This is a genomic window from Aliiroseovarius sp. CAU 1755 (assembly GCF_054482655.1).
In genome coordinates, this window is sequence record NZ_JBTLRH010000001.1 from 97,390 (window position 1) to 121,140 (window position 23,751).

The 23,751-nt window shown below is 57.5% G+C and carries 19 protein-coding genes; 12 read left to right on the forward strand and 7 right to left on the reverse strand.

The annotated features are described in order from the left end of the window. Positions 1-3 precede the first annotated feature (3 nt). The 7 genes from ACXYMP_RS00540 to ACXYMP_RS00570 all read left to right on the forward strand — a co-directional run bounded on the left by ACXYMP_RS00540 (position 4) and on the right by ACXYMP_RS00570 (position 6,818). Entirely contained in the window at positions 4-1,368 is a 1,365-nt protein-coding gene (locus tag ACXYMP_RS00540) for an MFS transporter (RefSeq protein WP_458903666.1), read from the forward strand. Between the two features lie 14 nt (positions 1,369-1,382). Next, positions 1,383-2,273 carry a penicillin-insensitive murein endopeptidase gene (gene mepA, locus ACXYMP_RS00545; protein ID WP_298570859.1) on the forward strand — a complete coding sequence of 297 codons (891 nt, stop codon included), beginning with the start codon at positions 1,383-1,385 and terminating at the stop codon, positions 2,271-2,273. Further along, positions 2,246-3,181 (forward strand): esterase-like activity of phytase family protein, encoded by a 936-nt coding sequence (locus ACXYMP_RS00550; protein WP_458903668.1) that lies wholly within the window; start codon positions 2,246-2,248, stop codon positions 3,179-3,181. The genes mepA and ACXYMP_RS00550 overlap by 28 nt, the downstream gene beginning before the upstream one ends. 71 nt (positions 3,182-3,252) lie before the next feature. Next, positions 3,253-3,873 carry a queuosine precursor transporter gene (locus ACXYMP_RS00555; protein ID WP_458903670.1) on the forward strand — a complete coding sequence of 207 codons (621 nt, stop codon included), beginning with the start codon at positions 3,253-3,255 and terminating at the stop codon, positions 3,871-3,873. 290 nt (positions 3,874-4,163) lie between these two features. Beyond that, positions 4,164-4,583, forward strand: a complete 420-nt coding sequence (arfB, locus tag ACXYMP_RS00560) for an alternative ribosome rescue aminoacyl-tRNA hydrolase ArfB (protein WP_298570653.1) — start codon at positions 4,164-4,166, stop codon at positions 4,581-4,583. Positions 4,584-4,602: 19 nt separating this feature from the next. After that, entirely contained in the window at positions 4,603-5,880 is a 1,278-nt protein-coding gene (locus ACXYMP_RS00565) for an aspartate aminotransferase family protein (protein WP_458903672.1), read from the forward strand. Beyond that, entirely contained in the window at positions 5,877-6,818 is a 942-nt protein-coding gene (locus ACXYMP_RS00570; protein ID WP_458903674.1) for a phosphotransferase enzyme family protein, read from the forward strand. The genes ACXYMP_RS00565 and ACXYMP_RS00570 overlap by 4 nt, the downstream gene beginning before the upstream one ends. A gap of 27 nt (positions 6,819-6,845) precedes the next feature. Here ACXYMP_RS00570 and pncB read toward each other — a convergent pair whose 3' ends face one another. Continuing rightward, complete coding sequence (pncB, locus tag ACXYMP_RS00575; RefSeq protein WP_298570648.1) at positions 6,846-8,138, reverse strand: nicotinate phosphoribosyltransferase; 1,293 nt, start codon at positions 8,136-8,138, stop codon at positions 6,846-6,848. Next, positions 8,139-8,747, reverse strand: coding sequence for a bifunctional nicotinamidase/pyrazinamidase (gene pncA / locus ACXYMP_RS00580; RefSeq protein WP_458903676.1), 609 nt, complete (start codon positions 8,745-8,747; stop codon positions 8,139-8,141). It abuts the gene before it with no gap. A gap of 100 nt (positions 8,748-8,847) precedes the next feature. Between pncA and trhO the strand changes: the two genes are divergently transcribed. Beyond that, complete coding sequence (gene trhO, locus ACXYMP_RS00585) at positions 8,848-9,759, forward strand: oxygen-dependent tRNA uridine(34) hydroxylase TrhO (protein WP_458905272.1); 912 nt, start codon at positions 8,848-8,850, stop codon at positions 9,757-9,759. A 37-nt stretch (positions 9,760-9,796) separates the two neighbouring features. Here trhO and ACXYMP_RS00590 read toward each other — a convergent pair whose 3' ends face one another. Genes ACXYMP_RS00590 through ACXYMP_RS00600 form a run of 3 tightly spaced genes read right to left on the reverse strand, consistent with a single transcriptional unit; the run spans position 9,797 to position 13,042 of the window. Beyond that, a complete protein-coding gene (locus ACXYMP_RS00590) occupies positions 9,797-11,023 on the reverse strand; it encodes a polysaccharide biosynthesis/export family protein (RefSeq protein ID WP_298570646.1) in 1,227 nt (408 codons plus the stop codon). A 27-nt stretch (positions 11,024-11,050) separates the two neighbouring features. Continuing rightward, complete coding sequence (locus tag ACXYMP_RS00595; protein ID WP_298570644.1) at positions 11,051-11,704, reverse strand: ABC transporter ATP-binding protein; 654 nt, start codon at positions 11,702-11,704, stop codon at positions 11,051-11,053. A gap of 9 nt (positions 11,705-11,713) precedes the next feature. After that, entirely contained in the window at positions 11,714-13,042 is a 1,329-nt protein-coding gene (locus ACXYMP_RS00600; protein ID WP_458903679.1) for a sugar transporter, read from the reverse strand. Between the two features lie 155 nt (positions 13,043-13,197). Between ACXYMP_RS00600 and ACXYMP_RS00605 the strand changes: the two genes are divergently transcribed. Together ACXYMP_RS00605 and ACXYMP_RS00610 are read left to right on the forward strand one after the other, a co-directional pair. After that, a complete protein-coding gene (locus ACXYMP_RS00605; protein ID WP_298570855.1) occupies positions 13,198-13,926 on the forward strand; it encodes an ABC transporter permease in 729 nt (242 codons plus the stop codon). 1 nt (position 13,927) lies between these two features. Further along, entirely contained in the window at positions 13,928-14,863 is a 936-nt protein-coding gene (locus tag ACXYMP_RS00610; protein ID WP_458903681.1) for a glycosyltransferase family 2 protein, read from the forward strand. 33 nt (positions 14,864-14,896) lie between these two features. Here ACXYMP_RS00610 and ACXYMP_RS00615 read toward each other — a convergent pair whose 3' ends face one another. Then, positions 14,897-16,540, reverse strand: coding sequence for a M10 family metallopeptidase (locus tag ACXYMP_RS00615; RefSeq protein WP_298570638.1), 1,644 nt, complete (start codon positions 16,538-16,540; stop codon positions 14,897-14,899). A 219-nt stretch (positions 16,541-16,759) separates the two neighbouring features. Here ACXYMP_RS00615 and ACXYMP_RS00620 point away from each other — a divergent pair, with 219 nt between their 5' ends. Further along, positions 16,760-20,383: a calcium-binding protein gene (locus tag ACXYMP_RS00620; RefSeq protein WP_458903683.1), complete on the forward strand. Its 3,624-nt coding sequence runs from the start codon at positions 16,760-16,762 to the stop codon at positions 20,381-20,383. Between the two features lie 100 nt (positions 20,384-20,483). Further along, positions 20,484-21,308 carry a DUF2793 domain-containing protein gene (locus ACXYMP_RS00625; protein ID WP_298570634.1) on the forward strand — a complete coding sequence of 275 codons (825 nt, stop codon included), beginning with the start codon at positions 20,484-20,486 and terminating at the stop codon, positions 21,306-21,308. Between the two features lie 7 nt (positions 21,309-21,315). On the opposite strand, the gene ACXYMP_RS00630 is transcribed toward ACXYMP_RS00625, so the two are convergent. After that, positions 21,316-23,745, reverse strand: coding sequence for a glycosyltransferase (locus ACXYMP_RS00630; RefSeq protein WP_458903685.1), 2,430 nt, complete (start codon positions 23,743-23,745; stop codon positions 21,316-21,318). Positions 23,746-23,751 lie beyond the last annotated feature (6 nt).

Consider the following 23,751-nt stretch of genomic DNA (forward strand, 5'->3'; position numbering starts at 1 on the left):
GGCATGGCAGAGATAACAGCGCGCAAACGCATTTGGGGATGGTATTGGTTCGACTGGGCCAGCCAACCCTATCACACGCTGCTTCTAACCTTCATCTTCGGCCCGTTCTTTGCCGCCGTCGCCACCGAATTCTTCATGTCGCAAGGCCTGCCAGAGCTTGCAGCAGACGCCAAAGCCCAAAGCATTTGGTCATGGGGGCTGGCAGCCGCTGGGCTAATCGTCGGTTTCGGCGCACCGATCATGGGCGCATTGGCCGACACAGCGGGCCGCGTTCGGCCGTGGGTCGCTTTCTTTGGCATGCTCTATGTCATTGGTGCGGGGTCGCTTTGGTGGACGCAACCTGACGGCTCTAACATCTGGGCAATGATGGTTGCCTTCGGGGTTGGGTTCATCGGCGCTGAGTTTGCATTGGTGTTCACTAATTCGCAGCTTCCCAGCCTTGCCGACCAAAACGAGGTCGGAGAGATCTCGGGCTCTGGTTTCGCCTTTGGCTATGTGGGCGGCTTGGTCGCTTTGGCAATCATGTTGGTGCTGTTTGTCGAGCAGGCAAATGGCAAAACATTGATCGGACTGCCCCCAGGCCTGGGGTTTTTGGATGCAGACACACGAGAAGGCACACGCATCGTCGGACCGTTCGTCGCCCTGTGGTTCGTCGTGTTCATGATCCCCTATGCACTTTGGGTGAAAGATGTTCCCAAACCCGGCAGCAAACACAGTTTGAAAGGCGCCTTCGCGATTTTGGGTCGCACGATCCGCAGCCTAAGGCACAAGCGAAGCCTCGCTGCCTATCTTGGCAGCTCGATGTTCTACCGCGATGCGCTAAACGGCCTTTATGGGTTCGGCGGGGTCTATGCGAGCCTTGTGTTGAACTGGCCGATTATTCTGATTGGCGTCTTTGGCATCGTCTCGGGCATAGCGGCGGCGGCCTTCAGCTGGCTTGGTGGGCGGGTCGACGGAAAGCGCGGTCCGAAGCCCGTGATCATCGGCTCGGTATTGGTTCTTATGACCGTATGTTTGGTGATCGTGAACATGTCGCGAGACGCGTTTTTTGGAATTCCCTTGGCCGCCGGTTCGAATTTGCCCGATATCCTCTTTTTCGGGTGCGGCATGTTGATTGGCGGCATGGGTGGCACATTGCAATCCGCCAGTCGCTCGATGATGGTGCGGCATGTGGATCTTGATGCACCCACCGAAAGCTTCGGTCTTTACGGGTTGTCCGGGCGCGCCACCGCTTTCATGGCACCGGCTCTGATCGCATGGTTCACGACAGTAACCGGCAGCGCGCGCCTTGGCGTGTCCCCGCTTATCGGATTATTTGCACTGGGACTTGTGCTGTTGATTTGGGTTAAACCACAAGGTGAGCGGTGAAAGGCAAAATGGACATGACCTCGAACTTCAGAAAATACCTGATCACATTTGTGGCGCTCGGACTGATCGCGCTGTTGGGAACGACCGGGACGGCACGTGCGGATCGTCCCGCAAAAGAGCTGTTCGGCGCGGCGCGGGAGGGATCAGCGCACAAACCGGCGGCCTTCGGATCCTACGCCAAAGGGTGTCTTGCAGGTGGCGAACAGCTGGCGGAAACCGGACCGACCTGGCAAGCTATGCGCCTGTCGCGCAATCGCAACTGGGGTCACCCAGACCTGATCGACTTTCTGAAAGATCTGTCACGCAAGGCCGCACGACAACCCGGATGGGATGGGCTCTATATCGGAGACCTTAGCCAGCCACGCGGTGGTCCGATGTTGAGCGGTCACAGATCACACCAGATCGGGTTGGATGCAGACATCTGGATGTTGCCACCAAGCCGACTGAACCTGTCCGTTGCAGACCGCGAAAACATCTCGTCGATCTCAATGCGGCGCGCAAAGGGGGCCTATGTCAACAAGGCATGGTCGCGCAGCCATCATGCCATCCTGAAAGCCGCGGCAAAGGACAGGCGTGTTGCACGTATCTTTGTCTTTCCCGGCGCCAAGGTGCAGATGTGCAAAAGCGAAAAAGGGGATCGCACATGGCTGCGTAAAATCCGGCCATGGTGGGGTCATCACTATCATTTCCATGTGCGGTTGAAATGCCCCAAGGGCCTGCGCGGGTGCGTTGACCAAGCGCCGCCGCCACCGGGCGACGGGTGTAAGGACGCCGAGAAATGGGTGCAGGATATTCTGCATCCAAAGCCGGCACCGCCCAAGCCGTCCAAGCCCGCCAAACCGCGTGGCCCCCTGACACTAAAGGATCTTCCCAAGCAATGCGGTTCCGTTCTGTCTTCGCGATAGGGGCGCTTGGCGCGCTGCTGTCGGTTGACCTTGGCGCGCAACCCGTGTCCGAGGCGAAACTTGTGTCAGCCACCAGGTGGCAAGGGCAGGGTGAAGATTTTGGGGGCTTTTCGGGCATTGAGGTCAACGCTGATGGCACCGGTTTTGTCGCCATCACTGACCGCGCCTATTTCGTGCAAGGTAAATTGACGCGCAAGGAAGGCGCCATCGTCACGATTGAGGCCAGCCGCCCTCTGCCTCTCAGATCCGCGAAGAACCGACCGTTCAAACGATTCTGGACGGACAGCGAAGGGCTGGCTCTGGCACCTGACGGCCGCATGTTTGTCAGCTTCGAAGCCAAACACCGGTTGATGAGCTTCGAAGCCCCGCAAGAAAGCGGTAAGAGCCTTCCAAAGCACGCTGACTTCAAAGCTTTGCAAAACAACTCGGCGCTGGAAGCTTTGGCCATAGATGCAAGCGGCACCCTTTACACGATCCCCGAACGCAGTGGGCGCGAAACGACCCCGTTCCCTGTGTATCGCCTGCGCGCCGGCGCGACAGCTTGGGAAAAGCCGTTTTCGATCCCACGGTCTCCACCCTATTTGCCAGTTGGGGCCGACATTGGCCCGGACGGACGGCTATATCTGCTAGAGCGTCATCTTAGCAGCATCCTTGGCTTCACCAGCCGCGTGCGGAGGTTCGACCTTGGGCCTGACGGTCTGACAAACGAGGTCGAGCTATTGCGAAGCGCGGTCGGGGCACACGACAATCTTGAAGGATTGGCGGTCTGGCAAGACCAGGACGGGAACATGCGGCTGACCATGGTGTCCGACGACAACTTCAGGTTCTTTCAAGTGACCGAGATTGTGGAATATGTCGTGCCAAGCCGATCTTTCCGCAAAACCGAAAGCTTGAACAAGGGGCAATGATCCGCTAACAGCGGCGCGTCCCTGACGTTTGGGGCCAAGTCTCCGCAACCTTGTTAAAACGGACCAACCTAATGACCCGTATCCTTCCCGGCGTGATCGCCATGGCGACCATTGTCGTCGCCTCAAACATCCTTGTGCAGTTTCTATTTGGCCAATGGCTGACTTGGGGGGCGTTCACCTATCCCTTCGCGTTCCTTGTGACCGACATCACAAACCGCCTCTATGGCACAGGCGCCGCGCGGAAAGTCGTTTTTGCCGGCTTCGTCGTTGGCGTGATCTGCAGCTTCATCGGCACACAGATCATCGGCGAGTTCGGACCGCTCGTGACCCTGCGCATCGCTATTGGGTCTGGGCTGGCCTTCTTGACCGCGCAACTCCTTGATGTTGCGATTTTCGACAGGTTACGCGCCGGGAAATGGTGGCGCGCACCTGTCGTCAGCACCCTTTTCGGAGGCTCACTGGACACGGCGATCTTCTTCACGATTGCCTTTTCAACCAGCCTGACATTTCTGGAGCCCGTCAATGATGTCAGTTGGGCCGGCGAGGTTCTGCCGCTTCTGGGTGCCGGTCCCGAAGTCCCACTTTGGGTGTCTTTAGCGGTTGCCGATTGGCTTGTAAAACTGTGTCTCGCGCTTGCGGCATTGATTCCGTTTCGCCTCATCGTTGGAAAACTTTCACAAAATACTGCGTGAAAAGTTTTGACAAACGCAAAATCTGTGGCAACCTCCTAGATATAGCAACAACGAGAAAGGAGGTGTCCATGTCAAGAGAGGCAACGGAGCGAGGTGCCGGGACAATCTAGGTCGCGACTTTCCGGGGCAGCCCCCGGCAGGACACGCGGGTCTTTTTTGGCTTCGGCCTAACCGGCCCCACCTCCTAAATTCTCGAAAGGGTCGTCCCAAAGCGGACGGCCCTTTTTCGTTCTTTTCTTTCTTTCAGATCAGGCATTCCCGTTTCGGATCCGAAACGCTAGGGTGCCGCCATGATCCGTGTGACTGACGATATCACCTTGCAAGACTGGGAACTGAGTGAAAGCTTTACGCGCAGCTCCGGGCCCGGGGGGCAGAACGTCAACAAGGTCGCAACTGCAGTTGAGCTGCGCTTTGAAGCAGCGCGATCGCCGCATTTGTCGCAACCGGTCAAGGCGCGGTTGAAACGGATTGCCGGGCGCAAATGGACCCAAGATGGTGCAATCGTGATCCGGGCTGAAGAAACGCGCAGTCAGGCGCGCAACCGCGAGATCGCACAGAACCGGTTGGTCGAGATGATCCAGCGCGCACTCGTCACACCCAAGCGCCGCATCGCGACCAAACCCACGCTTGGGTCAAAGAAACGCCGACTTGACACCAAAACACGTCGCGGTCAGGTCAAATCCCTTCGCGGCCCGGTCAGCGAAGACTGACCCACATCGGAGCCCCAACATGCCGGAAATCGCCACCCTTCTGAAGAGACGAGCACGCCTTCTTGGTCCCAACATGACGACGTTCTACGACAACCCTGTGCACATCGTACGGGGCGATGGCGCATGGCTTTGGGATGCCGATGGGCACCGCTTTCTTGATTGCTATAACAACGTGCCCCATGTCGGTCACGCGCATCCGAAAGTTGTCGAGGCGATCACCCGGCAAGCGGCCACGCTGAACACGCACACGCGGTACCTGCATGAGGGGATTTTGGACTATGCAGAACGTCTGACAGACACGATGCAACATGACCTTGAAACGCTGATTATGGTGTGCACCGGGTCCGAAGCCAATGACATCGCCTTGCGCATGGGCCGCGCCGTGACTGGCAAAACCGGCATTGTCTGCACGGACAATACCTATCACGGCAACACAGATCTGGTCTCGCATTTGTCCGCCAAGAAAACACCCATCGGCGGGGCTGTGGACTGGGTCAAGAAGGTGCCTTCGCCAGATACGCTCGCGCCATTGGGGGGCAGCGTTGACGCCCAACCACAGGCCTTCGCAGACGAAATCCAGAAGGCAATCGACGCGCTGGAAGCCGAGGGCCATGGCTTTGGCACGCTGATCCTTTGCCCCTTCTTCGCCAACGAAGGCTTTCCCGACCTGCCCAAGGGCTTTCTTGACCCGACCGTCGAAGTCGTGCGCCGGGCGGGTGGTGTCATCATCGCAGACGAAGTGCAGCCCGGATTTGGCCGAACCGGCAGGAATTTCTGGGGGCATGACCGCATCGGACTTGCCCCGGATATCGTCACGATGGGCAAACCGATGGGCAACGGCCACCCCGTCGCTGCGGTCGTCACGCGACCCGAGATCATGGCCGAATTTCGCACCCGTTTCGGCTATTTCAACACGTTTGGCGGCAACCCTGTCTCAGCCGCTGCCGCAATGGCGGTATTGGATGTTTTGGAAGACGAAGGGCTCGTTGAGAACGCCCGCGACACAGGCGACTATACCCTGGGGCTGCTGAAAGAGCTTGATCACCCGATGATCGCCGACATTCGTGGGGCAGGCATGTTCCTTGGGGTAGAATTCGCAAAGGATGGCGATACGCAAGCCGCCGCTGCGTTCTGTGCACAAACCGTCGAAGGCATGCGCGAAAGAGGCGTTCTGCTTCACAGCGTCGGACGCCACTATCACGGTATCAAGATCCGTCCACCCATGTGCTTTGACAAGGCGCAGGCTGATGTGCTCGTTGAAACCCTGTCCGCGACACTGAAGGCGCTTCCAGCATGAGTGCGCTGCAAGACGCATTGAAGGCCTGGCGCGCGCAGGACATTCGCATGATCAAGGACCGCGAGAACATCGTGCACGAGGTCCGCGTGGATAGCCGTTCGGCCGCATTGCGGTTGCACCGCCCCGGATATCAAAGCCCCGCTGCCATCCAGTCCGAACTTGACTGGATGGCGGCCCTGGCCCGCGCCGGGATGCGTGTTCCCGCACCGATTCCGACGGCAAGCGGGGACACCGTGGTCCGCCTTGGCGACGGTCAATGTGCCACGATGATCACATGGGTCGAAGGCAAGCCGATCGGCGAAGGTGGCGTGCCGCTTGACGGCGATGCAAACCAGCACTGCGCCCTTTACCGCAGGGTTGGTCGTGAAATCGCGACGCTGCACAACCTGACCGACCAGTTGTCGTTACCAACAAAGTTTTCACGACACAGATGGGACATTCCCGGCCTGTTGGGTGATCAACCCTTTTGGGGTCGATTTTGGGAAAGCCCTGCCTTGTCCGCAGACGAACGCGCTTTGGTTTTGCGTGCGCGCGCTGTTGCGCATGACAAGGCGACCGCTTTTGCCGAAAACGGCGCCGATTTTGGTCTGATCCACGCCGATGCCCTGCGCGAGAACATCTTCATTCACAAGGGCGACCTGACGTTGATCGATTTTGACGACGCGGGCTTCGGTTTTCGGCTGTATGACCTTGCCGTTATGATGACCCAGAACGAAGAGGAACCCGCGGCCGACGCAATCCGCGATGCGGCCATCGCAGGGTATCGCGAACTGCGCCCCTTGCCTGACGACGCCGAAGCACTGCTGCCAATGTTTGTCATGATGCGACGTTTTGCATCGATGGGTTGGGCCGTGCCGCGCAATCCCGCCGACAGCCCGGTCGTGCGCGAGTATGCCGTGAAAGCCATACGGGCGGCACGGGCGTTTCTGGATCAGTAGTCATCGTCTTTTCGCGCCTGTCTGCGCTTAGACAATGACCTCCATTTCAGGCTGTTTGCCGACACCAAAAACGCGCTTATAACGCTCGATTTCTGACTTTGGCCCCATGGCCTTGCGGGGGTTATCCGACAGCTTGACCGTCGCCCGCCCATTGGCCGCAACCGCTTTGCAGACCAGCGAAAACGGCGCAAGCGCATCGTCTGGCACAAGACCACGGAAATCGTTGGTCAAAAGCGTGCCCCAACCAAAACTTGTCCGCACACGCCCTGCAAATTGCTGATGAAGTTCGATGATCTTGGCCGTATCCAGGCCATCCGAGAAGATCACCATCTTCTGTGTCGGGTCTTCGCCACGTTCCTTCCACCACTTGATGGCGATCTCGGCGCCCTCAGCCGGGTCACCGCTATCGATCCGGATACCCGTCCACCCGGCCAGCCAATCCGGCGCATGGTCCAGAAAGCCCTGCGTGCCATAGGTGTCAGGCAGGATGATCCGCAGATTCCCATCATGTTCTTCATGCCAATCCGCTAGCACCTCATACGGGGCTTGCGCCAAGGCTGCGTCATCATCAGCCAAGGCAGCATAGACCATGGGCAATTCGTGCGCGTTTGTGCCGATCGCCTCGATGTCGCGTTTCATTGCGATTGAACAATTCGAGGTCCCGACGAAGCGATCCCCCAACCCTTCCATCATCGCCTGAACGCACCAGTCTTGCCACAGATAGCTGTGGCGACGTCTGGTTCCGAAATCGGCCAGACGCAAATCCTCAAGCTGTCGGAGTTGCTCGATCTTTTCCCAGATCCGGGTCATCGCACGGGCATAGAGCACCTGAAGTTCGAACTTTCCCATGCCGCGCAGCACGGCCCGGCCACGCAGTTCCATCAGCACCGAAAGCGCAGGGATTTCCCACATCATGACTTCGGGCCACGACCCTTCGAACGTAAGCTCGAACTGATCGCCGACACGTTCAAGATGGTAATCGGGCAAGCGCACACCTTCGAACCACTCCATGAAATCCGGGCGAAACATCTGGCGCTTGCCATAGAAGGTATTGCCCCGCAGCCACGTGCTTTCACCACGCGACAAGCTCAGCGACCGGATATGGTCCAACTGCTCGCGCAGCTCGCCTTCGTCGATCAGATCGGCCAAGGGCAAAGACTTCGTGCGGTTGATCAGGCTGAATGTGACGTTGGTGTCCGGCTTGTTGCGAAACACTGATTGGCACATCAGGAGCTTATAAAAATCGGTGTCGATCAACGACCGGACGATCGGGTCGATCTTCCAATGGTGGTTGTAAACCCGGCTTGCGATATCGACCATCTATGCCTCCAACGTCACGCCTGCGGCGCGCATGTTTGCGCGGGCAATGTCCAGTGATCCGTCAAGATCAATTGCACGACACGCAGTTTCCAGAACGGTCACGTCAAATCCAAGTTTGGCCCCGTCGATAGCGGAATACGCCACGCAGAAATCGGTGGCCAGCCCCACAAGCGTCAGCTTCGATACGCCACGCGTGCGCAAATACCCTTCCAACCCGGTTGGCGTTGTCTGGTCATTCTCAAAAAAGGCCGAGTAGCTGTCAATCTGGGCGCGGAACCCCTTGCGGATGATCAGATCGGCGCGATCACGATGCAGATGTTCATGAAATGCTGCCCCGATGCTGCCCTGAATGCAGTGATCCGGCCACAGAATCTGCGTGCCATAGGGCATTTGTGTCGTGTCAAAAGGTGCTTTTCCCTTGTGGGAAGACGCAAAGGAGCTATGGCCCGCCGGGTGCCAGTCCTGTGTCAGAACTTTCACCTGAAAAACAGCTAGCATCGCGTTGATCACCGGAATGATTTTGTCGCCCTCGTTGACCGCCAACGCGCCGCCGGGGCAAAAGTCGTTTTGGACATCGATCACGATCAGGGCTTCGGTTGCGTCACGCATGGGCGATCCTCCTTGAAACTCAATGGGTAAGCACCGCGCGAAGGCGGGTCAAGCGCAGGGCGGGCTTGATCCTTTGAAAACATGGGCGTATGCCGCCCGTATGTATACAATCGCAGCACTTTATCACTTCACCCGGTTCGACAACCCCGAAGCCTTGCAGGCACCTTTGCTGGAGCTTGCCCAGCGCGAGCATGTCACAGGCTCTTTGCTTTTGGCGCGCGAGGGGATCAACGGAACCATCGCTGGGCCACGCAAGGGGATCGACGCCGTCATCGCGCATATCCGCGCCTTGCCGGGATGTCATGATCTGTCCTGGAAAGAAGCAACCGCCAAGGATCAGCCCTTTGGCAAGATGAAAGTGCGCCTGAAGAAAGAGATCGTGACCATGGGCGTGCCGGATGTCGACCCGCGCGCCCGTGTCGGGCACTACGTGCTGCCCGAAGACTGGAACGACTTAATCTCGCAAGACGATGTCGTTGTGATCGACACACGCAATGACTACGAAGTGTCGATCGGCACCTTCGAGGGCGCAATTGATCCCGAAACGAAGACTTTCCGCGATTTCCCTGCTTGGTGGGAAGACAACAAAGACCGCTTTCACAACAAGCGCGTGGCGATGTTCTGCACGGGCGGCATTCGATGCGAAAAGTCGACCAACTTCTTGCTTGGCCAAGGGATAGAGGACGTTTTCCACCTGAAAGGTGGCATCTTGCAATACCTCGAAGATATCCCGGCAGAGGACAGCCTATGGAATGGCGCATGCTTCGTGTTCGATGGCAGGGTGTCCGTGGAACATGGATTGGCAGAGGGCCCGCACGAACTGTGCCATGCCTGCCGCCGCCCAATCCTTCCGCAAGACAAGACCCGCCCGGAATACGAAGACGGGGTCAGTTGCCACCAGTGTATTGAAGAATTCGATGACGCACGCCGTACCCGGTTCCGAGAGCGGCAAAAGCAGATCGCCCTGTCACGTGCGCGCGGGGAAAGGCATCTGGGGCGCCAGCCAGGCTAAGCAACTGGCGCGGGGGTTGCCCGCGCCAAAAAAAGTTCTACAGCTTGTTCACATCAACCGCCGTGCCCGCGATCTTGCGAAGCAGGTCAAGCAACACGCTAACCGATGCAACAGAGCTTTCGGTCACCAACACGGTGTCTTGGCTGTGAACGCTGAACTTCCCTGCACTGAACAGTCCATCGGCCGTGGTCAGGTCAATCACGAAAACACTGCGTGTGTTGTCTGGACCCGAATTATCGGCCCGAACGGCTTTCGATGGGTATTCCCGCAATATCAAGATACCTTTCGGATTTGCGCGAATATCCGACAGCCCGCCGATCATCGACATTGCATCCAGCGCCGAAATATCGGCCTTCGAGAACGGGATCAGCGCCTCGCGGCTGGCGGCACCCAACGACCGGAAATAGCGTTTGTCCTCTTCAACCGCGACCTTGTCGCCGGGCTGAAGCACAACGTCATAGCTCGCATTGGCCATCACTTGCTCTAGCGGCCGACGGTAGGACCGGTTGCCACGGATAAGTTTGACCAAAGGATTGTCAATTCTGGCGCTTGGGCCACCAGCTGTGGCGATGGCATTTAGCACCGTGAAATCGGGATCTTCCATCGTGATCGGGCCGGGGCGCGAAACACCCGACACCACGGAAACGGCACCCCGTGTGCCTGGCTGAACATTAAGCTGGACCTGAGCGGAGGGTATGACCTCTTCGTATTTGCGCTGAATACGCGTGCGCGCCGCGGCGTGGGGCATGCCCGCAATATGGACTGTGCCAACAAATGGCAAAAACACCGTCCCGGCAGCCGAAACCTGCATGCTTTGCATCTGAACTGTGTTTTGGCCCGGCGACGACAGCAACGAGTCTTCTTCACTGTCCCAAACCGTCACATCCACACGGTCAAAGGCCCGGATTGCGCGGTCTGCAGCGGGTGCCCCGCGCGCTGGCCATGAATACGCCGCGCTATTGTTGGGTGAAGGCCATCTGGAAATCGAGGACAGCGTTTCGCGAGACACACGATAAACCGCGAGATCTGACCGTTCTTCCGCTTCTTTTCCGATAATTTCCGACTGAATAGGTGCCCCACGTGGCAAACTACAGCTAGCCAAGGCAAACACCGATACGGCGACCAATACAAAGCGCATAAACGCGACCCCCAAAAATGCAGCAAGCTTGAAATTCACAAGCCAGTTTCGCGCACAATAGGGCGACAAAAGGCCTTTCACAAGCCTGTCATCACCATATTTCGTGGTCTGCAGCCTCTCAGACACAAGACAGTTTGTTGCCAAATAGCGCTGTTAGTTCGCAATCTGCCTGTGAACTTCGACGGCTTCCGTAACGTCTTCATAATAGGTCAGTTTTCCGTCTTCCAGAATACATGCAGCGTCGCAGACATTCGTGATGACGCGCAAGTTGTGGGTCACAAGAAGCGCCCCGCTGGATTCCATTCGGTCGCGAAACACTGCCATGCTCTTCTTGCGAAAGGATGCGTCGCCGACCGAAGTCACCTCGTCCACCAAATAGACGTCAAACTTGATCCCCATCGAAACCCCGAACGCAAGCCGGGATTTCATCCCTGAAGAATAGGTTCGAACTGGCATATGGAAATGTTGCCCCAGCTCGGCGAACTCTTCGACATAGGCGCGAAGCTCATCTGTATCGATGCCATAAATCCGCGCCAGAAACTTTGTGTTTTGTGCGCCCGTCAGATCGGCGTGGAAGCTGCCCGAAAACCCGACCGGCCAAGACACCGTGCCGTCGATTTCGATCGTCCCGCTATCGTGACGCATGGTGCCTGCGACCATGCGCATCAGGCTGGATTTGCCCGCACCATTGCGCCCCAACAACCCAATAACTTTGCCCGCTTCGAAGTCGACATTGATATTGTCGGCGACCACCTTGGTCTGGCCGCGCAGGTGGTAGGCTTTGCAAAGGTTGCGAATACGGATCATGCGGTCGCTCTATTTCCGGTCACGCACCGAATAGTAAACCATTACGGCAACCGTCCAGATACCAAGCAGGAAAGCCAGCATGGTCGCCAGAATGGTCAGGCGATTGGGATACTGAGCGGTTTCGGCCAATGTTGGTTCGATATATGCCGCCAGATAGCGCGACTTGCGCGCCGCTTCGGCCGTCGCCCCATCCAATGCAGCCAAGGCTGACAGATAAGCAGTTTCGGCGAATTGCTTGTCGACCGAGAGGCTTTCATATTCGCCAATCAGGTCGGCATATGCACCGTTTACCGTGCCCTCTTCCGAGCTGAAGCGCTGCCGTTCTTCATGCAATCGTTCCGTAATGACATCGACGCGCCGCTGCGCCTGAGACAACCGCGGATCATCCGCACGAGAGCCTTGCATGAGCAAATCCAGATCAATCTGCGCACTGGCCAGCTGGGATTGTAGCGAATTCAACAGACCCATCCGGCCAACGATGTCGGCCTGAGGGTCAATAATCTGGGTTTTCAGCCTGAACTTCTGAATGGCCGTGCGGGTCTCGCGCAGTCGCTCCACCGCAAGGCTGAGCTCCTCACGCGCATAGCGCGTCGCATCAGCGCGCGCGATTGCCGTGAGATCGTTGATCATCTTGGAGCTCTCATCATAGATAGCGTCCGCGACGGCTTTCGCATCTTCGGGTCTGAACGCCGTCACACGCACTTCGATCAGCCCGGATCCGCTGTCGTAAAACACTTTGACAATCCGCGACCAGAACGATTGGAGCGTTTCGATCTTGGCGTCTTGGTCCACGCCGAAAATCGGGTCCGAAGGCATGTAGTACATGCTCTTAAGATCAAGGCGATCATCGATCAGCCGGACAATCCGCTGGCTTTGAATGAACTCAAACAAAACATCCGTATCTGTCCCGCTGGAGGCGCCAGACAGGTTGGTGATACCGCCAAGGATCTCGACCGGGGATGCCGTTTCCTCTGCACGCACCAAGAACCCAAGATGAGAGGCATACTGATCCTTGGCTACAAAATACAGATAGGCACCAGCAAGAATCATCGGAAGCAGAACAACGATGTAGAAGGACTTCAGAAGCATCCCATGCCTGCGGCGGAATTTTGCCTTACCTGCGGGTTTTGGAGTCGGCTGAACCACTGGCTGCGCAGGCGTCTCTGTTTTGGGCGTCTTCTTCTTTTTCTTCGGTTCTATTGGGCCTTCGTCCCATGAATCATCGGCAAGGTCGTCAATATCGTCCTTGGACAGCGCTTTGGCAGTCGAAGGGGATGCCTTGCTTTTGGGCTTATTAGAGCCTGCATCTTTCATTGCGCCGCCTTTTGCGTTAGTCATCCGGGAACACACGCCAGAAGCGTGATTTTGTCTATAATCTATGCGGGTTGTTATCGGACACCCGCCCCCATGATTCAACTCGATTTTACACAATGTCCCAGCCACTAACAGCCGATACCACTTCTTTTAAGTCAGGGCGCACGATTGTGGCCCTGATGTTGCGCGAGATGTCGTCAACATACGGCAAGTCCTCGCTTGGGTATCTCTGGGCATTGGCCGAGCCGGTTGGCGGGATTGCCTTTCTATCAATAGTTTTCGCCTTGGCGCTGCGTTCGCCATCGCTGGGCGACAGCTTTCCCCTGTATTACTCGACCGGTTTGCTGCCCCTGTCGCTGTTTCGCGAGGTTAGCTCGAAGACCGCCGTCGCGATCCGGTATTCCAAGCCGCTTTTGGGGTATCCGCGGGTAACCTATATCGATGCGATCATCGCGCGCGCGCTGTTGAACGGACTGACCGGAGCAATGATCGGTGCTGTCCTGATCGGTGGCATGGTAATCCTGAACCCCTCTTTTGTGTTTCTGAACATTCCCGAAATGGCGCTGGCCTATACGATGGCGTTGGGCCTTGCACTTGGCTTTGGCACCTTGAACTGTTTTCTATTCTGGAAATTCACCTTCTGGCAGCAGATTTGGGGCATTCTCATGCGGCCGCTGTTTTTGATTTCGGGTGTCTTGTTCAACTTCGAAGACCTTCCAAAGGTCGCGCAGGATATTCTTTGGTACAACCCGATTGTTCACGTCATCGGCCAGATGCGCATGGGGGTCTATGCGACTTACGAACCGACGTATATTTCCTACATTTATATCTTCGCGATCATTCTTGCGACCCTGTCAGCCGGGCTGATTTTGCTGACGCGCTACAATCAAGACATCATGTACAACTGACATGAGCTTCTCTGATCACGTTCACATTTTGATGTGCACCTATAACGGTGCAGACTTCATCGCAGATCAGTTGGAAAGCTTTGCACGTCAGGACCACCAAAACTGGTCTCTTTGGGTCCGCGACGACGGCTCGTCCGATGACACTCTGGCGATCGTTCAGGCGTTCCGTGACACGCACGCACAACACGAGGTGCACATCCGCCAAGGCGCTCAGGATGGTGTGGCGATGAACTTCCTGACCCTTCTGTGCGACGCAGAGCTGGCCCAACGACCCGGATTTGTCGCACTGTCCGATCAGGATGATGTCTGGTTGCCGCACCGGCTGTCGCGCGGGCTTGAGGCCTTAGGGCGTCTGCCCAGCGACGAACCGGCACTGTATGGCAGTCGCACGATCCTTGTGGATGAAGACCTGACGCATCGGCGCGAGTCGCGCCCGTTCCGGCGCCCACCTGGTTTTGCCAATGCGCTTGTGCAGAACATACTTGCCGGCAACACAATGCTGCTGAACGAACCCGCCTTGCGCCTGTTGCGCGAAGCCGGCCCGCAAAGCGACATCCCGTTTCACGATTGGTGGATTTATCAACTGCTTGCCGGCGCTGACGCCACCATCGTCGCCGATCCCGAACCCGCGTTGCTGTATCGCCAGCACGGATCGAATACCTTGGGGGCCAACTTGGGTCGTGGTGCCTTGCAACGGCGCCTCAGCTTGTTGCGAAACAGGCATTTCAAAAGCTGGGTGGACGGAAACAACGCCGCACTGACCCGCAATGCCAAACTGCTAACCAGCGAGAATGCGCAAAAGCTGGAAACGTTCATCCACCGTCACGACCGCAACAGGTTCAGTTCTGTCTTTACCCTTGGTCGCCACGGTATCCGGCGACAAAGCACGCGTCAGACTCTGGTGCTGTATACTGCCTTCCTGATGGGCCGGTTTTAAGGCACCAACATCGCTTGAGGGAGCCTTTGAAGCTCAGAAAAAAGCGATGTCGTCGACAAGGGAGCTTGGGTCTGCCACGCCGCGGACGATCAGGGTATCCCCGTTGTCGAAGGTAATTGTGGTGTCGGTTCCATCGGACTGGGCGCTATTTGCGATCAGATCGGCCGCATCCGTCACGACAACCAGATCAGCGTCGATGCTGATCGAATCCCCCCCGATGTCCGAGAAATCAGCGATGACATCATTGCCGCTTTCAAAGATAAACTCGTCTGCGCCAGAGCCGCCATGCAACAGGTCATCCCCCGCGCCGCCCGCCAACACATCATTCCCGGCACCGCCATAAAGCCTATCTGCCCCGCCCATACCTTGCAAAACATCATCGCCAGAACGGCCGGAAACCCAGTTGGCGGCTGCGTTGCCGATCAGGTTATCAGCGTGAACGGACCCTTCCACCCCTTCGATGGAGAGGAAGGTATCGCCTGACGCTCCGCGTCCAGACTGACCAGTTGTCAGATTGACATCCACGCCCGTAGCTTCGTAGCGATAAGACACACTGTCGAAGCCTGACCCGCCATTCAACACATCGGCGCCTTTGCCGCCCCGCAGTAAGTCATTGCCCAGGCCACCGATAAGCTTGTCTTTGCCATCGTTCCCATACAGGCGATCGTTCCCACCATTGCCGACAAGAATATCAGCCCCGGAATACCCGATCAGCTTGTTGACCAGCTTGTTGCCAATCAGCACGTCCGCTCCCTGCCCACCAATGGCGTTTTCAATCCAGGTTCCCTTTTCGATCTGCAGGTTTTTGGATTTCCCAAGGACATTCGAAAAGCTACCCGGATTCAGGTCAATCCGCTGGGATTTGCTGGTTTTGGACATGTTGATCGCGTCCGTGCCGCCTTGGTCAAAGATGGTGAAAGCGCCAACTGATTTCTGTTTGGTCAGATGCTTCACCGGCCCCTTCGCCTTTGAGCCAAACCCGTAGGTTGTCGAACCGGTGTTCACTTTTTTCGATCCGGACGGCCGACCATACAGATCGTGAATCGCCTCCAGGTCCGCGGGCATCGGGGTCAGGATGAACGCTTTCGACCCGCTGACCTTGGTGTTCTCGGTCTGCGAGAAATACGACATGACGCTCATTTGCCAGCTGTCGTTGGCAAACTTCGCGTCTTTAGGAAATCGGGCATTGCCGTTGTAATTTCCCGCGTGGCCAAGCCCCAGCGCGTGACCGGTTTCATGCAAGAAGGTCTGATAGCTATAGCTGGCAAGTTTGTAGGCCTCGCCTTTGTGCCACCACTTCGGAATATTCACCTTCGCCTTGGTGATATCGCCCTTCGAATTATAGTTCGTCACGGTGTAGGCGCCATCCTGATCACCTTGGACGTACTTGATGTCAGCCTTTGCAAACGGCACTTTCTTGAACTTGATACCCGTCGCCGCAGACCACGCCTGCAAGGACTTGTGCGCGAACCATTTCCCAGCCTTGGACAATTTATCGTGGTTGTAAGTAAGAACGCGACCAGGCCGCAGCTTGAACGACGCATCGACCGGCTCTCCGACATACCGCGAGAACCCGGTGGTCAATTGATGGGCAAACTGGTCAACGGACCCATAGGAACGGGCGTATTGGACCGATTGAGATCCAGAACCAAAAAAGTCTAGCGTATGTGCCGTCATTTGATTTTCCCTGCCCGGTTTGCGTTAGGCGCTATGAGTTCAAGCTCTCCGCTATAGAGCAACCAACTCTGGCTATATTAGGGAATATTGTTGTCAGCCGCGGTGTCACGGCTTTTTGACAATTGCGCTTAACAGACATTAACAACAAGTTGTCACCAAACTCCCAATTCAGGACGCATTTCCCAAAGTAGCCGTTAAGCCTTCTGAAGCACCTTAGTCATGCAAGTTTTTGCGTGGGTGAAAATCGGGGTGGTTGGGGTGACCAGTTTCGTGTTTTCCGGAACCCTTGTCGGGTCCGGGTTAGATTATGTATCAGGGGTGACCGATCTTGAAATCGTGTGGACGGGTGGCGCTGCCTACCTGTATTCCACCACCGGTTTCGGAGGCGGCGCCACTGCATTTTCCATCGCCTTGGATGGAACCACACAGGTCGTTCACCAGACCGCGTTCGACTATTCCCTTATGTCATCGTCCACGGCCCAGATTGAAATCGTGGAACATGACGGGCTGACCAAATTCGTGGCTTTTGGCCACCACGATTGGCTTCTGGATGGCTATACGGTCAACGCCAACGGCACGCTGACAACGCCCACGCAGTTTGATTGGGGCACCGGAGGGGAGGGCAACCTGTCAGGCTTCCACTCCCTTTCAATTGACGGCACAACGCATGTCTTTGGTGCAAGCGCGTGGGGTAGCGGTTTCAAACATTACGAGATCACGGGCGATTCCGTGTTCACGTTGCAAACCGACTTAACGACCAGCTCGGGCCAGAACAAAGCCGATATCGTTGCGTTCGAAAGCTTGGTGATCGACGGCGCTACGGTGTTGCTTGCGGCCTCAACGCATATCGACGGCTTGAAAAGCTACACGCTTGGCACCGATGGCAAACCTGTCGAGGCAAATGCGCTTAGCTCGGCCCAGGCGTTGCCAATTTCGTCACCGACAGCGATGGCAACCGGGTTTGTCGGCGACAAGGCCTTTGTTGTTGTTGCCGGCGCCGGCAGTTCATCGTTAACCGTGCTGGAGGTTGACGGGTTGGGCAACCTCGACCCCGTAGACCACGTGATCGACAACAAATGGACGCGCTTTTCAAAGGTGACCGAAGTCGAAACCTTGCAGGTTGGCGACCAGCTTTTTGTGATCGCAGGGGGGGCGGATGACGGGCTGTCGTTGTTCACCCTCATGCCGGACGGCTCTTTGGTTCATTTGGACACAATTGCCGATACGAACAACACCGCGTTGCAGAATATTGCATCACTTGAAGCGACCTATCTGAACGGCAAAATCCAGATTTATGCGACCAGTGAAACCGAAGCCGGGATCACTCAATTCGAGGTCGATCCGGGGTCGATCGGTCAGAACATAGTGGGCACCAATACCGCCGACACCCTGACCGGTGGGACGGCAAACGACCTGATCGAAGGCGGCATGGGCAACGACACCCTGATCGGTGGGGCCGGCGACGACATCTTGCGCGACGGAACCGGGCAAGACCAATTGACCGGTGGCGCGGGCGCTGATGTCTTTGCGCTGGTCGCCGACAACGCGGCGGACACGATCACCGACTTTCAAGCGGGCGTCGATACGTTGGATCTGTCGGGCTACTACATGCTCTATGACGCCCGTCAGATGACCGTTCAGACGCGGTCCTGGGGCGCAGAGGTCACCTATCGAAACGAGGTCATCTATGTCCACAGCGCTGGCGGTGGTCCACTGACCGCCTCTCATTTCTCGACCGAGGGCACATTGTCCTTGGACCGTCCGCCAAATGGTTTCCAATTCATTCCCGAGGTGGTGAATGGCACCAATGGCAATGATGTTCTGGTCGGTGACGAAGGCACGGATACGCTGAACGGGCTGGACGGCGACGACATCATGTCGTGGTCCGAGGGGGCAGATATCTTCAACGGTGGCGCTGGCACCGATTGCGTATCCTACGCAGGTGCCTCGCTGGGCGCCGTCGTCAATCTGGAAAGCGGTCACGCCGATGGTGCTGCAGTTGGCGATCAGTTTGACGATATCGAAAACCTGGTCGGGTCCGATCACAAAGACGTCCTGATCGGGGACGCTGGTGCAAACGTTATTGAGGGCGGTCTTGACAAGGACCGTCTAGAGGGCGGCGACGGAGACGATCACCTGCTGGGCGGCGACGGAAACGACACCTTGGTCGGCGGAGCTGGGGCGGACATACTGGATGGCGGCGAGAACCGCGACACCGTCGGCTATTTCGACGCCACGCAGGGTGTCGAGGTTTCGCTTCTCACCGGCATGACGGCCGGCGGGGCAGCAGGCGATACGCTGATTGGGATCGAAATGCTTGAGGGCAGCAATCACGACGACACTCTGGAAGGCGACAATTCGAACAACAAGCTGTCCGGCAACAGCGGAGACGACACTCTGCACGGGCTGAATGGCCACGACGACTTGTTTGGGGGCGACGGCGATGACCACCTTGATGGTGGCACCGGGAATGATACCTTGTTTGGCGGGGGCGGGAACGATGTCCTGATCGCTGGCGATGGAAGCGACTATCTAGACGGCGGCGACGGGTTTGACTGGGTCGATTATCGCGCAAGCACGGCACAGGTCACTGTAAACCTCTTAACCGGACAAGGCAGCGACGCCGCCGCGGGTGACACCTTTGTTTCGATCGAAAACATATACGGAAGCCAATATTCCGACACGCTCCAGGGTGACGCGTCAGACAACCGGATCATCGGCATGGAAGGGGATGATCTTCTGTTCGGGGGCGCGGGCAATGACACGCTGGAGGGCGGCGCGGGTGGCGATACGCTGGACGGCGGCGAGGGTTGGGACTGGGTGGACTATCGCAACAGCGGCGGCCCAATCATCCTTGACCTGCAGTCAGGACGGTCAGACGGCGCGGCGTTGGGCGACACGCTGATCTCGGTTGAAAACCTGGTAGGGAGTTTAGGCAGCGATTTCATCTTGGCGGATGAGGCCAACAACCGGATCCTTGGCCAAAGTGGCAATGACGTGATCGCTGGCAGGCATGGGCATGACCGTGTGGAAGGCGGCTCCGGGAATGATCGCCTGTATGGCAACGACGGCAATGATATTCTGATCGGTGGCAGCGGACGCGATAAGCTTAGCGGTGGGGCAGGATTTGATATCGCCAGCTATGAAGATATGTCGCGAAGCGTAGGGGTGAACCTTGCCAGAAACAAACACTGGGCCGGCGCTGCTGGTGACCGCCTTTATTCAATCGAAGGCGTCAAAGGCGGAAGCGGAAGTGATGCGCTTTTGGGCAACCGCAGGGCCAACTGGCTGTCCGGCGAGGCTGGCAATGACCGGCTGAAAGGGCAAAGCGGTCACGACAAGCTTTATGGTGGGTCAGGAAGCGACAGGCTTTATGGTGGCAATGGTAACGACCGACTTTATGGTGGGTCGGGGAGTGACCGGCTGGATGGCGGTAAAGGCAGCGACCGGCTGTATGGTGGCACAGCAAGCGACAGGCTGAACGGTGGCAACGGCAACGATCGGCTGTATGGTGGGTCAGGAAACGAAGTTATCCGTGGGGGCAGGGGCCGCGACGTGCTTAGCGGCGACGCCGGCAACGATCTTATGATTGGCGGTCAGGGTGCAGATACGTTCCTGTTCAGCGACGGTCGTGATCGCATCAAGGATTTCAACACCAGATCAGACACGCTTTTGTTTTCTTCCGACCTATGGGGCGGCGGTGCGATGTCAGTGCGCAAAATCATGTCCTACGCCAAAATTCAAAAGGGCAATGCTGTTTTCGACTTTGGACACGGAGACAAGATCATCGTCGAAAATGTCTCTAGCTTGTCCGACATACGTGACGATATCGGCTGGTATTGACCTGTTGCGTCGTGCGCTATGGGCGAACGCAGCCCCGACGGCAAATTAACCTATTCAACGGATCACTCAACCGGGAGTCCTAACACTGCGGAGACCCTTGATGACCGACACCTCTACTGTGCTGTCCCTGCCCCTGATCCAGCCCGCGCAGGCCCAGAAACACGTCACCCACAATGAAGCCATTCGCCTGCTGGATATACTCGTCCAGCTGGTCGTCAACAGCGCCGACGACACAACCCCGCCGCCCGGTGCCACCGATGGTGATCGCCATATCGTGCCTGTCGGGGCAACAGGGGACTGGTCAGGCAAAGATCATGACATTGCCTTTCTGGAAGCGGGCACTTGGCAGTTCGTTACCCCCCAGCCTGGTTGGCGGGCTGATGTGATCGCGACTGCGGGCCAAATGCGGTTCGATGGAAGCCAATGGTTGGCCGTCGTGCCACCCACCAACAACCTGAACATGGTGGGCATCAACACCTCGGCTGACCTGACAAACCGGCTGGCAGTTGCCGCGGATGCAAGTTTGCTGTCGCATGATGGTGCCTCGCATCAGCTAAAGATCAACAAGGCCAGCGCAGGCGACACCTCGACCTTGTTGTTTCAATCCAACTGGTCAGGACGGGCGGAAATGGGTTTGGCCGGTGGGGACGATTTTTCCATCAAGACCAGCGCGGATGGCAGCACATGGCAAGACACACTGGTCGCCACGGGTGATGGCGATGTTGGCATCGGCAAGTCACCTGCCGCGAAACTTGATATCGATGGTGTGATGCGACTGACACCCGTTGTCACCGCAAACCTTCCGGCAGCAGGCACCATCGGTGCGGGGGGGATCGCTTTTGTCTCAGACGCGACGGGTGGCGCTCAACTGGCCTATTGCGATGGCACCTCATGGCTGAAAGTCGCAGACGGCACCGCCATCTGACAAAAGCCTACTGGCGCGGGCCTTGGCGCAAAGCGTCAATCACGGCCTGCGCCAGATTACCTTCCATCTTGATGACATTCCCATTGTGCGCGGTTCGCACCGCATCGCCCTGCGCCCCAATGTCGAAAGCAAAGACGGGCAGACCCGTCGCCAGACATTCATGCGTTGAGTAGCTGAATGTCTCGGGCCAGATCGAAGGGATCAGCCAATCCGTGACCCCATAGCGACCGGCAAGTTCGGCGATTTCAGCGATCTGATAGGGACCATGGACGGTCAGACCGCGCGGCTTTGCAACCGCGGGGTCAAGCGTGCCGATAATGACAAACTTGATGTCGTCTCCAGAAGATGCAAGCCGTGCGGCTTTCGCCACTACCTCGGCCCCTTTGTGCAGGTTGATGCTGCCCAGAACCCCCACGACGCGGGTCTTCCCCTTCGGTCTGTCCAACGCGGGAAGCGGTTCCAGAATGCTGTGGGGTCGCACGTTGATGCGCGCGTCAGGAAAAGCCGCAGCCACCAATTTTGCACTGTTGTCTGAAAACACCGTGACCGCGTCTGCGCGCGCGATCAATGCGCCCCACGCCGCGCGCCATTCGGCCAGATTGACCCACGTCCCATCCGGACGGATGGCGATATGCGCTTTGTCCGTGTGGTCTGCTTCAAACGGGCCACGATAGATATTGTCGTGATCAAGCAGCGTTTGCGATGGGGAAAGGGGTAGGAAATCGTGGATCAACACCTCGACCCGATCCGACGACCCGGCCCAGTTTGACAAGATTGAGGGCAGCTCAACCGGATCAGAATCACCGACACCGCAAGAATAGACAACATGCCGGAGGGTCAGGGGGCGCAGAATGTCGTCAACAATCGCAAGATCATCAGTTTCACCCAGTGTGGTCCCAAAGGGGGTCACAAGTTCGATCTGCCACCGCTTTGCACCACCAACGCGCACGACGATCGCGCCTCCGGTGTCGTGCAGGTCGGTCGCGAGCTTGCTTTGCAGCCACATCTCGGCCCCGCCACCCAGCGAGTGCGCCAGATAGACCGGAACAGCTTTCTTCGCGACAGTCGCCAACCAGCCAATGCCAAGGGTCAGACGGGGGGTGATCAGGGGGTCATTGCGCAAAAACGCCTGAACCTCACGATCGTAGGTGGGATAACGGGTCGAAATGACCGCGCCATTGGCCTGAATCAATCGCTGTTTTTCTGCTGACCCGAAGCTCTCTCCGCCCCGGTGTTCGACGAACAGCCACGGGCAGGCGACGTGACGCCCGCCCAGCGCGCGGGCTCTCTGGCACCAATCAACCTCTTCGCCATACCCGCGCCCGAAAACGGTATCCAACGCGGGGATCTTGTCGATGAAGGACGCGTTCATAGCCATGCAAAAGCCAACGCCTGTCGGGGCCTCGACCAGATCCGCGTTTTGGTCAAACGTGCAGGCGATCCGGTCAAGCGCATCCCCATGGCCGGGCGCAATCGTATGGCGTTGGCAAATCACCGGCGCGGTGAAGATCTCGGCATCGTTGGACAGGGGCGTGACGGTCGCCACATCGGCGTGCCGTGTGATTGGCAGAAGAAGGCGTGACGCCCAGTTTGCGGGAACCAAGGCATCCGAGTTCAAAAGCACGACATGGTCGCCATAGATTTGCGCGCGCTCCAGCGCCCGGTTCACGCTGCCGATGAAACCGCGATTGGTTTCGTTCTCAAGCAGTTCTACTTCCGCCCCACCATCAACCACATTTGCCACCCAGTCGCGCAACCATGGGCGCACGCTTTGATCGGTCGAACAATCTTCGACAATGATCAGGCGCCAAGGCAGTTCGGTATGGGCTGCAACACGGGACAAACAGTCCTTCACCAGATCGAAAGCGTTGTAGACCGGAAGGATGATCGTGATGGGCGCTGTGGGCGCGTCTTGCGGTTTCCCAGCAGCCCCATAGGGCGAGCTGCGTAACAAGTGATGTTCAGAGCGTTGTCCGAACCCCAATGCAGGCCCGATCTGCGACCGCAATACCGGGTCTTTGGTTCTGGAATACCGCCAAAGCAGCGGGAAAGATTTCAACAAGGCCGCCGCAAAGCCCATAGCGATACGCGCTTTGGCGAAGTTCAACGACGGGCCTGACCAACTGGGAACAGCAAAACGCGATGTCGTGCCATCCGCAAAAGTTAGCTCGATCGTGGGGCTAGAACGACCAGCGGTCCGGGACAGGTGAAACTGCCGTGGCGCATCGGCCGAACCGGCAAGAACGGCGGGCACCGTGCGTGTTTCATCCACAAGGGCGATCTGCTCTGCCGTTGTCCAGCCTTCAAGGTCCAGCCGCCCCGATCTCAGCTGTGCCTGTTCAACACGCCCGTCCGCACCTAAATCGAACGCACCGAAATCATGTTCAAGATGTTCGTCGAGATACCGAAGGAAGACACCCCTTATTCTGCTCAGCACAGCCGC

Coding starts and splice junctions, on each gene's coding strand:
- ACXYMP_RS00540 (WP_458903666.1), top strand. CDS start 4: ATGGCAGAGATAACAGCGCGCAAACGCATTTGGGGATGGTATTGGTTC.
- mepA (WP_298570859.1), top strand. CDS start 1,383: ATGACCTCGAACTTCAGAAAATACCTGATCACATTTGTGGCGCTCGGA.
- ACXYMP_RS00550 (WP_458903668.1), top strand. CDS start 2,246: ATGCGGTTCCGTTCTGTCTTCGCGATAGGGGCGCTTGGCGCGCTGCTG.
- ACXYMP_RS00555 (WP_458903670.1), top strand. CDS start 3,253: ATGACCCGTATCCTTCCCGGCGTGATCGCCATGGCGACCATTGTCGTC.
- arfB (WP_298570653.1), top strand. CDS start 4,164: ATGATCCGTGTGACTGACGATATCACCTTGCAAGACTGGGAACTGAGT.
- ACXYMP_RS00565 (WP_458903672.1), top strand. CDS start 4,603: ATGCCGGAAATCGCCACCCTTCTGAAGAGACGAGCACGCCTTCTTGGT.
- ACXYMP_RS00570 (WP_458903674.1), top strand. CDS start 5,877: ATGAGTGCGCTGCAAGACGCATTGAAGGCCTGGCGCGCGCAGGACATT.
- pncB (WP_298570648.1), bottom strand. CDS start 8,138: ATGGTCGATATCGCAAGCCGGGTTTACAACCACCATTGGAAGATCGAC.
- pncA (WP_458903676.1), bottom strand. CDS start 8,747: ATGCGTGACGCAACCGAAGCCCTGATCGTGATCGATGTCCAAAACGAC.
- trhO (WP_458905272.1), top strand. CDS start 8,848: ATGTATACAATCGCAGCACTTTATCACTTCACCCGGTTCGACAACCCC.
- ACXYMP_RS00595 (WP_298570644.1), bottom strand. CDS start 11,704: ATGATCCGTATTCGCAACCTTTGCAAAGCCTACCACCTGCGCGGCCAG.
- ACXYMP_RS00600 (WP_458903679.1), bottom strand. CDS start 13,042: ATGACTAACGCAAAAGGCGGCGCAATGAAAGATGCAGGCTCTAATAAG.
- ACXYMP_RS00605 (WP_298570855.1), top strand. CDS start 13,198: ATGTTGCGCGAGATGTCGTCAACATACGGCAAGTCCTCGCTTGGGTAT.
- ACXYMP_RS00610 (WP_458903681.1), top strand. CDS start 13,928: ATGAGCTTCTCTGATCACGTTCACATTTTGATGTGCACCTATAACGGT.
- ACXYMP_RS00615 (WP_298570638.1), bottom strand. CDS start 16,540: ATGACGGCACATACGCTAGACTTTTTTGGTTCTGGATCTCAATCGGTC.
- ACXYMP_RS00620 (WP_458903683.1), top strand. CDS start 16,760: ATGCAAGTTTTTGCGTGGGTGAAAATCGGGGTGGTTGGGGTGACCAGT.
- ACXYMP_RS00625 (WP_298570634.1), top strand. CDS start 20,484: ATGACCGACACCTCTACTGTGCTGTCCCTGCCCCTGATCCAGCCCGCG.